Raw genomic sequence first — 14,650 nt, 5'->3', positions numbered from 1 at the left:
CTGAAAATGCCGAGGTATAAAGAAAAAACTTGTGCAATTATATTATGCGTTTAAAACATTTACACTTCCGCAATGGTTAGGGCAAGGCATAGAGTAATCTGCAACAATTCCTCCAACCTGATCATTTTCGTAAGCATCAACGCCAACCAATATTAATTGTTTTACACCGTCTTTATCAATTGCATAATACATACGGATACCCATGCAACCTTCCTGAGCAAGAATATCGTTCAAAATATCCTTACCAAAATAATGCCCCTTAATTTCCCCCAGTTGAATTGTTGCACGGTAGTTAGCTGTCCACTCTGCGGCTAAAGCTAAGTCAATCGGGGCGCCCTCGCGTCCATCAAATTTTAAATTTTCCATGTTTTACTTATATTTTGATTAAGTGGTAAACATACTTTTTAAACTTAAAATATAGCAACCGTTTATTTAAAAAGAGTGTTTCTCCTAAAAAAAAGAGTGTTTTCCTAGTATAAATACTACTCATTAATAAAAAATAAAAAGGTATTTATACTACGTAAAAAGGGTATTTCCCCTATTGCAGATTATCAAAGAGTTAAATAATTTACGCCCTACAAAATTTAATGAAAAGCTAAAACATATGAAAAACTTAATGAGTGCCCAAGAGCAACACGATGAAGCTATTAGTAACTTCATTTTCAACATGAATCTGGATAGTGACAACATAGCTGATATGAATGCCTATATCGCTAAAATGGTTGAATCGAATTTACCTAATCATACATTATTAAATCACAAAGACTATGAAAGCAATTAAAACCCACATTTGTTCTATTCTTATTGTTTATACCCTTAGCTTGCAAATTTGTTTTGCGCAACAAGCGCCCGGTGTAAACTCATTTGTTAATATTACGCACAATGGCAATCACCTGTTTCTTGGCGACAGGATTGCAGTACAGGTAAATAATCTGGATTCATTACTTAGTTTACAAAACGATACAGGTACGCTTCTTTTATATTTAGATGGTATAGCCATGACGGGTATTAAAGCCAATGCGGTAGATGTTAGCTCGGGATATATTAACTTTACTGTTACCAGAAATGATAATAATGATCCATGGGATATATTCTATGTATCACCTGCGCCTAAATACTGGAAAAAAGATGTTAGCCTGAGTATTGGCTATTATCAAACAGGTGCTATCACTACACAAGTAAACAAGGTTTCGTTGGTCATTATCAGAAAGGGTTATTTCTGGGTTTCTATTGTTTGTATACTTATTATATTGGCCTTGTTCTTTTATGCTAACAAACGTGGTTTATTAAAAGATATTTCTACACAACTATTAAAAGACAAACCTTATAGCTTGGGTCGTTCGCAATTGGCCTTCTGGACTTTAATCGTTTCTATCTCTTATGTATTTATAGCTTTAGTAACTGGCGAATTGGCTCCATTAAGTACTTCTACTTTAATACTATTGGGTATAAGTGGCGCTACCACCGCAGCAGCCGGTATTATTGACCAGAATGATGTACTTAGCAATAAACCACGTTCACAAAGCAACAATAAAACAGAAGGTTTTATTACTGATGTTTTATCAGATGCAAATGGTATGAGTGTACATCGTTTTCAAATGTTGGTGTTTAACTTACTGCTCGGCTTATTTTTCATAAAACAAGTATTTACTCAATTACAAATGCCTGACTTTGACGACAATTTATTGTTGTTAATGGGCTTGAGTAATAGTACTTACGCTGGTTTAAAAATAAATGAAAACGCGAGCGCTGCTGCAGCGTCTGCTACTCCGGCTAACACGCAAACATCAACAAACAATACCACTACTAGCGGTACTGATGATGAAGATGTACCTGCTATAGGTTAATTACTTTTTAAATAATACTATTATGAGCTTTACAGAAAAATATACCATAACACCTAAGTATTTACCTGCACGTACCAAACGTAGAAGTGGAATAGCTATAAGCCCGGCCGTTAAATTTATAGTAGCGCATGATACCGGTAACAAAAATTCGACTGCTGCCGGCAATGTTAAATACTATACGAACTCGGCCAATACAGAAAGTGCTTCGGCTCACTTGTTTGTTGACGACAAGGAAATATTGGAATGTATTCCTGCTTTAACGGCAGCGCCTGAAAAGGCATGGCATGTATTGTACAATGTAACTACTGACAATCAACTGTACGGCTACAATGCCAATGATGCAGCTATTGGTGTAGAATATTGTTTTGGCAATAATATAAATGCCGATGAGTCTTATAAAAAATACATCTGGGTAATTGCTTATTTGTGTTACACTTTTAAGCTTGATCCTGCAACAAGTATAGTGGGTCATTTTTTCTTAGACCCTAAAAGAAAAACAGACCCGGTAACAGGGCTTGCACAAAGCAGAAGAACGTATGAACAATTACTAAAAGACATAGTAACGGAATACAATGAATGTACCGGTGTAATACCTGACCCGCATCAAAGTACACCAAGTGTAGGAAGTGCTACTGTACTTACCAAAGTAAACATTCGCCAAGGTGCACCTAATACCAGAGCAAATATTGTACAAACAATTAGTGCCGGTACTGTTTTAAACTATGTTGAAATAGTTGAAAACGGAGAAAACATAAATGGCAACAGCAAATGGTATAAAGATACACAGGGCAATTTTTTCTGGAGTGGCGCTGTAAAACAAAATACGCCCGGCTAAATATAGCAACACATTACTTTTTAATTTATTTGACAGACAGTCGAAAATTATAATCATTTATACATAAGGCTTTGTTCATAGTTATATGAACAAAGCCTTATGTACTTTTAAAAAACAGCTCAATTATTATTTTAGATACCGTGTTTTCCCTATTTGTTTAAGATAGTCCCTACACTATGTTCGAACACTTTTTAATACCGGTACTTTAGCCGGTAAATAAAGCAATATGGTTGAAAGAGGGATTTTTAAATTAAAACTACATGATGGTATGCTTGTAGGTAATTATAGCAATGAGCATGTGCCTGATAAATTTTACCCAAAATGTGCAATGCCTTTATACAAGCTTAACACCAACGATATATTTATAGGTAGCTTTAAATGTATTTGGTTTGAGGAAACTATACAACCACGAGCGGCTATACTTGAAATAAACAGGTATGGTTTTATGTATATGCTTACCTGGATTAGTGAGCAAAACAATATACTTTTTCATGGATTAGCTGAGCGAATTGACACTACACTATATGGTGCTTATATGCTTGCATAAAAAAGCTTTATATAGACTATTTGTTTATGTATTTTCAAGCGCTATCTTTAGTAAATAGGACTATTATAAAACAACCTTCAGCAAAAACAAATTTCCAATCAACGTAAGCCATTATAAAAACCCTACACACTTATCTTATGTGTAGTGATTACCCCACAAGTATTATTGGCATTTCATTTATTAAACAAGTAAAAATACTTTGTTCAATCCATTTGAAAAAAAACTTACACTCTTATAAATCCTTTTAAATATAGCCCTAAGGAAGCTTTATGCTATTTTCTCTGTTCACCAAACATATAATTTAGGCAATACTTTTTTGAGGTAAAACTATTCCCACCTATTAAAATAACATTTAACAAAAAAGAGTATTTATACTACGAAAAAAGGGTATTTCTACTCTTGCAATTAAATTGAGTACTCAACTATGTTTGAAAAGCAAAACACCTAAACCTAAGCTAAAACGGTTTAAAACACTAAAACATATGAAAAACTCATTTACAAAAATTGCAACTGCCTTATTACTAGTAAGCATGTCACTTATGTGGGGCTGTGGACCAACACCTGTTATTGAACCAAGCTATTTACCACAAGATGTTAAACAATCGTGTACCATTAACTCAACTGATTTTAACAAGTGGTATGCAAGTGGAACAGCTGCTCAAAACGGTTTTGTATTACCTGCCAACAGCGTAACTTTTCCTCATCGTAACAATTGTGATTTTTATCTGTGGTCTCATCAAATGTTTCTTTGGATTACTTCACCAGTTTCATCGGGTCAGTATAAAAGTGGTAATACTGTGTTAGAATCGCCTGTATTTTATACGGTATCGCCAGCGGAAAATGGCAAACGCGAATTAATACCACATGTACCCAATACACCTTTAAGGGTAAACAGCCATATAAGCCAAAACGGCCCTAACAAATTACCTGTTATTATTGATAGGGAAGGCAGATTATTTGAAGTAGAAAACAGCAATACAAATGGTAAAGTAATGCTTTTAAATAATGCCGGCAAACAAGTAGAGCTAGGCCATATTGAAACTTTAGAAAATGGACTACATACTTTTATTGATAAACAAGGAAAAGAAATTCAACAACCAAAAGCACTTTTAAAAAGTAAAATAAATACGCTGCGTGTAGTACAAGAATTTAAAACAAATGGCAAATCTATTTTTCTTGATGCACAAGGTAATACTATAGATACTGAAGTAGGTCAGGCTACTCAGGATGGTTTGATAGATCAACATGGTTCGCTGGTATATTATATTAGTATGGTAAACGATGTATATGCATACTTTTTAACCGGTGGGCAACAAGGTGTAATTGACACCACTACTTTTCCAACTACCGAAGGTGCAAGAGATAGTATTTGTGCATTCGCAAGAACACACGGAACTACTTTACTTGACTCTAATGCATTGGCTATTGAACTCAAAACATCATGGGTAGAAACTACTAACTTGCCTAATTTAGGCAGCTACATTACTATTGATGCGGTAGTTCCCAATTACGATAAAACAAATCCGAACAAATGGATACCTAAAGGAGAAAGAACAACCAAGCTGGCTTTAATAGGCATGCACATAGTTGGCAGTGCTGATAAACACCCTGAATTGATTTGGGCTACTTTTGAACACCGTAACAATGCGCCTAATGCATCGTACACCTATCTTGATTCAACCGGTCGAACTAAAACGGTACCGAAAGATACTGGTACGCATTGGTTGTTAAGTAACAATGCCAATGCTGACAGTGTGAATCATTCGCATATAGGTGTAAGTGGCGATACTTTAGTGGGGAAAAACGGCTATGTAATTGGTGCCAGCAATACACTCAGAACAAAACCATGGGGCACTGCAAACAATGTTGTACCTAATGCTGAAGATGTAAGTGCAGCTGCTTCAAACAGTGAAATTATTTCATTAAACAATGCTATTAATAGTTTATTGGTTGGAAATGATATTCGTAAAAACTATTACTTATTAGGTGCTACCTGGACCAAAGGCGGCCATGGCCCTAATGGCCTAGCATATCCAGCTAACAGTATGTCGCTTAACGATGCCATTGGTACCAGTCAGTTAGCCAACAGCACTATGGAAACTTATTTCCAATTTGATACGCTGTACAACCAAAATGGTTCTTGTTTCAGATGCCATTCCAACTCGTCTACTCAAGGCTTATATCCAAACGACTTAAGCCACATATTTGCAGAAACAAAACCGCTTACTACGTTTAAGAAAAAATAATCCTGTTAACACTATGAACTCACATTACATGTCAATGATGTGAGTTCATATTTTTTGCTCTTGTACACTTCCTTTAAGCAAAACCATATTATAGAAAGCAGGCATTTATATAACCGGACTGAAAGCGCTTGATATATGCCAATTCAACTACTTAAAAACACTCAACATGAATAAAATTTACTTATAAAACTTAAAAAAAAATCCTATGAAAAAAATTGACTCACTCCTTTATCTTTTGCTTGTAATAGTTGGTTTATACACCGCTCCATTACACGCACAAAACAATTTCGACAAACTATACCAAAGTGCTATTAAAAATGCCATGTATCCGCCAACCGATACCAAGGATACAAACTTAATTGCTATTACACCTGACAATAAAAACCTAACATGGAAAACGATTAATGGCGAAGACTATGTATTGGTAGTATCGTGGAAACAGACAAATTATTATGGCGACTCGGGTGCAACCAACACAGGGCCTTACCAAATATGGGTAACTACTGCACCTGAATTATTAAACCGTATGCGCAAAGAAAAAGCATCTAATCCGGATTTGCGCTTAAAACAATTATTAGGCTTACCTCCTACCGGCACCTATAACTGGTTTATAGAGTTTTGGGTTAAGCCTGCTGACTTATTCAGGCCGTGTCCTGATAAAGAAGTAACTGACAAAAAATGTAACACCTGCTTCAGTGCGCAAGACTCACTTGACCAAAGCTATATACAATGGGTAAACAATACCCGCGTAAGCCGCTACTATGCATGTGGGCTTTACAACCAATACCCATGGACTTCATTGGGTTATACTTACGATTGGAATGCCAATAACAAAAGCCATATAGGTTTATGCGAATTTGTTATTGATGTAAACAAAACCATATACGTTAATAAAGTATACACTACTGCTGAGTATTTAAAACAAAGCAAGTAATAAACTATTACCTCTCCCCAAAATTTAGATTTTACAAAAATCTAAAGGCCAACTCAACCTCCCCCTAAACAGGGGAGGATTGCAGTGGTTTTCTATTGAAACAAACTAGCAAAAATATAAAGGAGTTATACTGAAAATCCTTAAAAGAGTAAGTAAAGCTAAAACATGAAAACAAGAAATATTGCATCGGGCTTATGGACCTATAGAAGCCTAAACAACAACCCTGATTTATCAGTTGATTTTAATGACCTTGAATTTGGCAGAGCCAATCTTTTAATAGAAGTAACGGAAGGAACTTTAACCGGAAAAATTTATGGTGATGGGTGGGAACTTAAATTAAAAGGTTCCTTTCAAAACGGAAACCCGGCCACTCTTTGGTTTCAAGGTTCGGGTATTGTTGATGGCTCTGCATGGGTATATGATTACTTATGTTATGTAGTGCCACATATACCTAATGGCATAAGCCAGGTACCTGCATTGGTAGGCAGTGTAACTCGTAATATTCCTCACCCTAATGGCAAAGGTGGTGTAAGTCCTGCCGGTGTGGTGGCTTCGTTTTATGCTGTATTGCAAGCGCCTCATTAAACAATCTTTAAACCCTATTGTACAACTATGAATACCGTTACCCCAAATGTTCAATCTTGTTGTTGTAGTCAAAAGGTTGAAGAAACGCAAACTGCTTCTCTTTCAAAAACTAAAAAACCCATCAAAGCTATATCAAGCTCGGTGCTTAGTTTAGTCATTGCTTTTTTTCCAAAATGCCCTGTTTGCTGGGCTGCTTATATGAGCATGTTTGGCAGCTTTGGCCTTTCTAATATTCCATATATATCATGGCTTTTACCTGTGTTAATGGTTTTTTTAGCGCTGCATTTATTCCTTATTTTTAAAAAGGTGAAAGAAAAAGGATACGGGCCTTTTATAGTAAGCCTTATTGGTGCCTGTATTATAATTGGTGGCCGAACCTTTTTGCCTTTCAGCAATCCTTTGCTCTTTACAGGCATGGCATTTATTTTATGTGGCTCTTTATGGAACAGCTTTTCCATTCCAACATTTAAAACAACTTATCAATAATAAAAATCTACTCAAAAATTATGAAAACAAAAAAGAATTTAAACGTGAGGCATTCCCTCATTGACTTACAAATTGCCTATGAAAAAGGTGATAAGAAACCATTGGAAAATTTAATGCGTGCATGGAAAGGTGTTAAAGAATTACCACCCGAAGATCCAAAATCGTTTTTTATGTTGGGTGGTTTTCACGGGGAACCTTTCAGAGCTGCGGGTGCTACTGATACCAGCTATTGGGGCGGTTACTGTAACCACGGAAATGTTTTGTTTCCTACGTGGCATCGTGCGTACTTGGTGAAATTAGAAGAATCGTTACAAAGTATAAAAGGTTGTGAAGAGGTAACTATTCCGTTTTGGGATGAAACTAATGCGGAGACTTTAGCCAATGGCGTTCCATGGGCATTGACTAACTCAACCTTTACTTTTAGCAATGGCGAAACAATAGACAATCCATTAAAATCGTTTACACTACCTGTAGCACTTACTGACAACGCTATTGACCCTGGCACTTATAATTACTCTAAACCTGCGGGCTACGAAACTGTACGTTACCCTTACTCAGGATTAGTTGGCACACCTGAAGATGCAGCAGCAACAGCAATACACAATGCCAAATATCCTGCAAGTGTAGGAACAGCTTATTTAAACGACAATATAATAAACTGGCTGACGGAATCACACAAACCAAATACAACAACACATGCTGAAAGAGGTTATGTATTGGCACAATTTAAAAACTGCTTAAATGCACCTAACTACACTGTATTTTCAAATACTACTTCGGCAGGCGAATGGAACAGTCATCTTGATCCGGGTGTTGATCCTATTACTCCGTTAGAGTCGCCACACAACAGTATACATTTAGCTGTTGGCGGATTTGATGCACCGGGTTACAGAGCTTCGAGAGTAGCAGGTGCTAATGGTGATATGGGCGAAAACAATACTGCCGGTTTAGACCCTATATTCTTCTTTCACCATTGCAACGTTGACAGGATGTTTTGGCTATGGCAAAAGAAACACCAAAAAACAGAATCGCTTGATTTAATAGAAGAGTATCCGGGCACCAATTCATCTGACGGAGGAACTCAACCATCGGTTGGACAAGCACCAAACTCATACTTAACATTAGACAGCCCGTTATACCCTTTCAAAAAATCAAACAAGGCCGGTGATTATTATACCTCTAACGACTGTGTAAACATTAATAATTTGGGTTATGAATACGGAAAAGGTTCGTTAGATGAATTAGCTAAACCATTATTGAAAGCAGCAGCACCGGCAAAAAGCGGTGGACAGTTAATTAAAATAAGCAAGCTAAACCGTGCAGCCAGAAAAGGTTCATTTGTTATTGCAGCTTACACAAACGTAACTGACAAAGACGGCAATACTACTCAAGAGTTATTGGGCTTTGAAGCCGTGTTGAGTCGCTGGAGTGTAATGAAGTGCGCTAATTGCCTTACGCATTTAGAGACAAAAGCATTCTTTAAAATACCTAATAAGCATCCTTTGAATTTACTAAGCAGCAGCGAAGCAGCAAATGCTATTACCATTTCTATTATTGACCGTGACGGACCTGTAGAGGCAGCAGAATCGCCTTTACAAACAAAAATGTTAACAGCCGATAACCAGGAAACATTATACCAATTGGAAATATTATAAATAAACCATTGGCACAAAACAGTGCGGGTTTAACACCCGCACTGTTTAACTTAAAAACAAAAGCTATGATAGATGTAAATAAATATTTGGACACGGGTGCTAAAGTTGCTTCATTACTGGGTGTAGTATCTTTATATAGGTGTAAAGTATAATGGCCTTAAAGAGGAAATAGCTACCTCGCAGGCTGCGTTAGGCTTAAACATAAGCCAGATGAACAAAAACCAGGACTCCATAGATTTTGAACGCAAACACCGTTTTATAATATATGAAAAAGTGTATAGTGCAGTAGAGAGCAAACAAGATGCAAAAATTGACCTGGCTGCTATTTTGGTAACAGAAATGTTGGCAGGCGACCAGTTTCAAAAAGAGCTACTCAAAGTACTGGGTTCACTACATAGTTCTGTTAGTCCAACTACGCAACATTTAATTAATACCACCATTGCCCAATTAGATACGGCAAAAAAATACGAAGATGAAAGAGCCACTCAAATTGAAAAATATTCAGCTGCCGGTACCAATAAAACATCACGCAAAAGTTTCCTAATAGATGTTTTCTATTTGGAATCGAAAGGTGAAGCACAAAAAAGAATAGCCGAAAACTACGAAAAACTATTGACCAAAAATGGTTTTGATGCTCGCGTAAGAAAACTAAGCGATGTAGTAAATGCCCGCAAGGGATATAAAATATACACCAACCAAATAAGGGTTGAATCAGCCAATGAAACAGAAATAAAACTGGGCAACGAAATACAAAACATTATTAAGCCAAACACCATAGCTGTGCAGCAGGTAACACAATCATCTCCCGGTTATATCAGTATGTTTTTAGTTGAATAAAATATTAAAATAATTACACCCATACTTTACAGGGAAATAAAATACCTATAATCAGGTATAGCATATACTTTTTATTACATCCAACTTTGAAAATAAATAAATTATGAAAAAACAAATTACACTCGCTCTTATTACATCATTTGCAGTAGGTTTAATGATCTTCCAAAATTGTGGTTCAAATTCTGGAGGATATGGAGGTGCTACTAATGATGTTTCTTCTCCTTGTGCGGCTCCTGCCACGTGGTTCCCCCATTCACAAACACCTAAGCCCATAGAAAATGGTCCATCAAGCCCCTTTTATAATATCAATACTACTACTAATTGCGATTTCCATTTGTGGTCGTGGCAAAAGTTTTTGTATTTAACCCAAACAGATAGCAATGGTAAACCTCGTTTTGAAAACTTAATTCAGGTAAACAACCAAATGCAGCTTTTAGGTACTACTTTGAATTTAATAGATAGCAGCCAGGCAGGAACGCAAACAATTTTAGTTGATAAACAAGGAAGAGCCATCTATTATTCTATTTATATGGATCCTGTTATGTATGGCTTTGCTAAAATTTATACCAATTTATTCAAACAGCAATGTTATACCAACGGAAAATTAGACGCTGCTAAACTCCATGCTAAAGGATATGATACACTCAACTATCCGGTAGGTTCATTTGAATTAAAAGTAGCATGGATTATGGCTTCATCAGTACCCACAAATCAGTTACAGAATTTTTATGTTACTACGGCTAAGTTTAACGGAACCACAGTAAAAGTTGCTATGGTTGGTATGCATATAGCGGGTAGAGTAGTCAATCACCCTGAATTAATCTGGGCTACTTTTGAACACAAAAATGCGGCTCCTACTGCACAGTGGCCGGCTAATATTTTAACCGACTCAACACCAAACCCTGCACAAGTATTAAGCACCAACGATTATTTATTCTACAATGCAAATACACCATTAGATTCTTGTTCTATTGTTAAAAGTAAAGGAGTGGTTGGGCCGTTTAAAAGTATATACCATTTATTTGACCATGGAACACAACCTGAATATATAGGTATTACACAGGCTGCAAAATCACAGGATTCAACTAATTTAGTAAATATTGACAGTATAAATACCAGTGTGTTTGCACAGTTAAGCACCAGCGATGTATGGAGCAACTACGAATACTTTGGCTCTATTTGGATTAATCCTGTAACAGCACCTTTAACGCCTAATGACCCAAACATTGGTTCGTTATATGCAGCAAATCTGCGTGGTTCGCGTGCCCTTAGTAATATTGCAGCCGAAACCTATATACAGTATTTAGGCAAAAAAGCACCTACACCTACTATATCATTTAACTGCTTTGGTTGCCACAATACTGTTGATTTTAACAATAACAATGCAGGATATAATTTAGCGCTAAGCCATTTATTCAGTAATAACTTAAGCTTAATAACCAAGCTAAAAACAATTGACCAGCAACACTTACCACTGGCTAAATAGCTCTTGGTAATTAACTATATAACTGAACAAACAACACACTACAGTTAGTTAGAATACCTGCAGTGTGTTGTTTGTTCAAAGGAGTAAAGCCGAAAATCCTGTAAAAGAGTAAGTGAACAAATCCTATGAAAAAAATAATTACCTTAATCATTGGAATATTAATTCTGATAAATGCTAAGGCTCAATTTGGACCAAACTTAACTACTGGAGCTGGTGGTTTAGCATATAAACAAGGGCAATTAGATGCACAATTAATACTTGATATTATTTCAACAAAACAAGGGGAAATAAAAACTGAATTAGGGAAAAGGCTTATTCTAAATAAATTAGAACGTGGAAGTTATGCTTTCTATCAATATGTAGAGAAAAGTATCAACTTGTTGTTTAATGAAAACAATAAACAAGTTGTTTCTAAAGAATTTATGGAGAATAGTGCAGAATTACTTTTAGTTTATGGTCTTGCAGAATATCTTTTACAAGATATGTCCAAAAAAGGCTTTAATAATTTTGACTCTTCTGAGAAAGAATTATTCAAACTTTTCTTGTTTCAGATAGATTCAGCAAATGCCGAAAAATTAAAAGAAAAATTCAAGTATAAAGATGCGGGTAATGTAAAATATAAAATTGCTCAAAATAAAATTGATGGAAACTCAATTACATTAAATAACGCTAATTCTACAACAGAAAAAGAAGAACCAAAATTTGATAAGTATTTATTAAAGCCGGAGTTGTTATTATTATTAACGAATAAATCAGATAAAAAATACCAGGAATCAAATGGAGAATATTTTACTGCACTTAGCATGTTTGTTGACTTAATTTATGATGTATGTATCAGGAATGAGCAGGTTACCTCAACCGGGTTGTTTCAATCTGAAAACAACCAAAATCCAATATATGATGCGCTGAGTAAGTACAAGTATTTTAAAGGACTAGGCACAAATTATATTTACAATACGCTTAACAATTATGGCAAAAAAGCAGATACTATAGTTACTTTTTTATTTAGTTATTACAATATTTTTAAAGATATAAAAAACTTATATGAAGATTCCAATAAAAATGCACTTGATTCATTATTTACAAATGCAAAATTTACATCTGCCGATAAGCTAAAAGACCAAATTGAAAAATTAAAATTCAATGTTACAACAATTGACAAATCACCTACTAACATTTCAAATAATAAAGAATTATTTGAAATGGAAAAAAAGGTAATTGAGCAAATACAAAACATGCCCAAGTATTTTGTAAATATTGGCCATAAAAACAATGCGGTATGGGCAAAAAAATATTCAGATTTATCTTATACCATACAAAAAGAAATATTACCTGTATTAGCTACTTTAAACAATGAAAGAAACGGGCAATATGTTGAAATAATAAAGGCTGCTATTGCCATATCAGATAGTTTATATAATAATTCATTACACCTCTTAAACAAAGATAAAGAGAAGTTATATTACCTTATAAGCAGTTTAAGAAATTATTTACCCTTACTTGATATTATAAACAATTTAGACAGGGTAGAATCTTATGATTATATGTTTAAATTTTTAACGGGACTTGGTGAAACTTATGGAGATGAAAGAACAAAAGCAGTAGTAACAGCCATAACAACATCAGTGGACAAATACACACTGATAAACAAACAGGATAATAACATAAAAATTGATGTGGAAGGAATCGCAACTGGTATATATAATAAGTTTGCGAAAAACCAGCACTCAAGATTTTCATTGTTTTTCACAGTTGGGGCAAATCATAATGTTTCAACCGGAAATAATTTAAAGTTCATTAGTAGCAATGGCCCAGACAAGGCCGATTCTTTGCCATACAGTTCATTCATATCTGAAAAAATTGGACTAAAGTGGAATATCAAGGATTGGAATAGAAGCAGAAGTTTTAATCATGGAATAATTAGCAGCGACCCAAAACTTAGTATTAACAAGGCTGCTAAAATAAACAGCGAGCCAATAGTTAATAATTTTCATATGCTACTTTATGGTTCAGGGTTATTATATCAAATAACTGTATTAAACAGTGCAGATAAATTTACTACACCAATTATCGGAACAGGTTTAGGAATTACATTTTTCAATGGACTTGATTTTAATGTTAGTTATGCTGTACCCTACTCATTAAGCCCGAATAAAGGCTTTGTAAGCATCAGTTTTGATATTGCAATTTTTGAATACCTGAGTGCTTTAAATAACAAGAAATAAATAACTAAATAATTTCAAAAGGAGTAAAACCGAAAATCCTGTAAAAGAGTAGGTACAAAAATCCTATGAAAAAAAACTTAATAGTAACATGTTTAATCATTTTTAATGCACTACATGTAACATCTCAAAATTTATTAAACTCCAAAAAAATTATAAATGAAAAGATGAAAAATGAAATGAATCTAAGCGAAAATGATACTAATTTAATCGATAACTTCCAATCAAACGCAAGTTTTATAAGCCTGTTTCAAGGAAATAATAATGTGAATTTTATTCCTAATTTCGATATTCTTCTAACTAATAAATTTCAAAAAGATAGTGCCACATACTCTATTAAAATATTTACCGGAAATGCAGGAATTGATACGTCTTTAGAAAATAATGCATTAAGACTTTTACTAGTAGAAACAAGTAAAATAGGTTTTAAATTTAATTGCATTCAACCAATTAAATTTAAAGGGAGCATGAATCAGTCTATCAATTTTGATTTAAATATTTTGTATAAAGATTTTCCGTTACGAAAAGACACACAAATAATAGGCAATACCAATTCATTAATATTTCATGGCAAAATTGGATTTGAAAAACTTATTGCTAAAGACCTCTTTAGTATATATTATAACTTAAACTATATATATTTTTTAACAGGCGTAGGTGAAGTAAAAAGTTTATTTAACAAATCCAATTCATATTATTTATTTCATGATTTTGGTTGTAGGATGCAATTTTCTCTTGGTGAAAACAATATGATTAACGTTGATTTAGGTGCTATCCCAGTAAATGGGGATATATTTAAATTATATAATAGTACTAACGACAATATAATACCAACGATTAGAGTAGGTTATACTAAATACATTAATAATTAATAGAAGTAGCAACAGACCAGCTGAATAGAGAAGCATTGTAAATCAGTGTATAAAAATAGTTCTCGTCATTGGTCCCTTGCATTTACATTAAGCAATCA

15 protein-coding genes are annotated in these 14,650 nt (G+C 34.6%); 14 read left to right on the top strand and 1 reads right to left on the bottom strand.

Going from position 1 to position 14,650, the window contains the following annotated elements; translation table 11 throughout:
- Nucleotides 1-42: 42 nt before the first annotated feature.
- A complete protein-coding gene (locus tag V4538_17240) occupies nt 43-366 on the bottom strand; it encodes a hypothetical protein (protein ID MES2382795.1) in 324 nt (107 codons plus the stop codon).
- A gap of 175 nt (nt 367-541) precedes the next feature.
- Here V4538_17240 and V4538_17235 point away from each other — a divergent pair, with 175 nt between their 5' ends.
- The 14 genes from V4538_17235 (at nt 542) to V4538_17170 (ending at nt 14,552) form a co-directional block, all read left to right on the top strand.
- The gene (locus tag V4538_17235; protein ID MES2382794.1) at nt 542-781 is read left to right on the top strand and encodes a hypothetical protein; all 240 of its coding nucleotides are present in this window, start codon (nt 542-544) and stop codon (nt 779-781) included.
- The gene (locus tag V4538_17230; protein ID MES2382793.1) at nt 768-1,847 is read left to right on the top strand and encodes a hypothetical protein; all 1,080 of its coding nucleotides are present in this window, start codon (nt 768-770) and stop codon (nt 1,845-1,847) included. The genes V4538_17235 and V4538_17230 overlap by 14 nt, the downstream gene beginning before the upstream one ends.
- Before the next feature lie 22 nt (nt 1,848-1,869).
- A complete protein-coding gene (locus V4538_17225; protein MES2382792.1) occupies nt 1,870-2,682 on the top strand; it encodes a peptidoglycan recognition family protein in 813 nt (270 codons plus the stop codon).
- Between the two features lie 226 nt (nt 2,683-2,908).
- Nucleotides 2,909-3,229: a hypothetical protein gene (locus tag V4538_17220; protein ID MES2382791.1), complete on the top strand. Its 321-nt coding sequence runs from the start codon at nt 2,909-2,911 to the stop codon at nt 3,227-3,229.
- Between the two features lie 482 nt (nt 3,230-3,711).
- Nucleotides 3,712-5,475: a hypothetical protein gene (locus V4538_17215; GenBank protein ID MES2382790.1), complete on the top strand. Its 1,764-nt coding sequence runs from the start codon at nt 3,712-3,714 to the stop codon at nt 5,473-5,475.
- Nucleotides 5,476-5,680: 205 nt separating this feature from the next.
- Nucleotides 5,681-6,409 carry a hypothetical protein gene (locus V4538_17210; protein MES2382789.1) on the top strand — a complete coding sequence of 243 codons (729 nt, stop codon included), beginning with the start codon at nt 5,681-5,683 and terminating at the stop codon, nt 6,407-6,409.
- A gap of 165 nt (nt 6,410-6,574) precedes the next feature.
- Nucleotides 6,575-6,994: a hypothetical protein gene (locus tag V4538_17205; protein MES2382788.1), complete on the top strand. Its 420-nt coding sequence runs from the start codon at nt 6,575-6,577 to the stop codon at nt 6,992-6,994.
- A gap of 27 nt (nt 6,995-7,021) precedes the next feature.
- On the top strand, nt 7,022-7,480 hold the full coding sequence (locus tag V4538_17200) for a hypothetical protein (protein ID MES2382787.1): 459 nt from the start codon (nt 7,022-7,024) through the stop codon (nt 7,478-7,480).
- 20 nt (nt 7,481-7,500) lie between these two features.
- Nucleotides 7,501-9,135: a tyrosinase family protein gene (locus V4538_17195; GenBank protein MES2382786.1), complete on the top strand. Its 1,635-nt coding sequence runs from the start codon at nt 7,501-7,503 to the stop codon at nt 9,133-9,135.
- An 8-nt stretch (nt 9,136-9,143) separates the two neighbouring features.
- A complete protein-coding gene (locus V4538_17190; GenBank protein ID MES2382785.1) occupies nt 9,144-9,287 on the top strand; it encodes a hypothetical protein in 144 nt (47 codons plus the stop codon).
- Nucleotides 9,288-9,345: 58 nt separating this feature from the next.
- Entirely contained in the window at nt 9,346-9,972 is a 627-nt protein-coding gene (locus V4538_17185; GenBank protein ID MES2382784.1) for a hypothetical protein, read from the top strand.
- A gap of 103 nt (nt 9,973-10,075) precedes the next feature.
- Complete coding sequence (locus V4538_17180; protein ID MES2382783.1) at nt 10,076-11,458, top strand: hypothetical protein; 1,383 nt, start codon at nt 10,076-10,078, stop codon at nt 11,456-11,458.
- A 125-nt stretch (nt 11,459-11,583) separates the two neighbouring features.
- The gene (locus V4538_17175) at nt 11,584-13,683 is read left to right on the top strand and encodes a hypothetical protein (GenBank protein ID MES2382782.1); all 2,100 of its coding nucleotides are present in this window, start codon (nt 11,584-11,586) and stop codon (nt 13,681-13,683) included.
- A gap of 65 nt (nt 13,684-13,748) precedes the next feature.
- Entirely contained in the window at nt 13,749-14,552 is an 804-nt protein-coding gene (locus V4538_17170) for a hypothetical protein (GenBank protein ID MES2382781.1), read from the top strand.
- The last annotated feature ends 98 nt before the right edge of the window (nt 14,553-14,650 follow it).

It is taken from the genome of Bacteroidota bacterium, assembly GCA_040388375.1.
Taxonomy (GTDB): domain Bacteria; phylum Bacteroidota; class Bacteroidia; order UKL13-3; family UKL13-3; genus JAAFJM01.
This window is presented reverse-complemented; position numbering and strand designations above follow the sequence as displayed.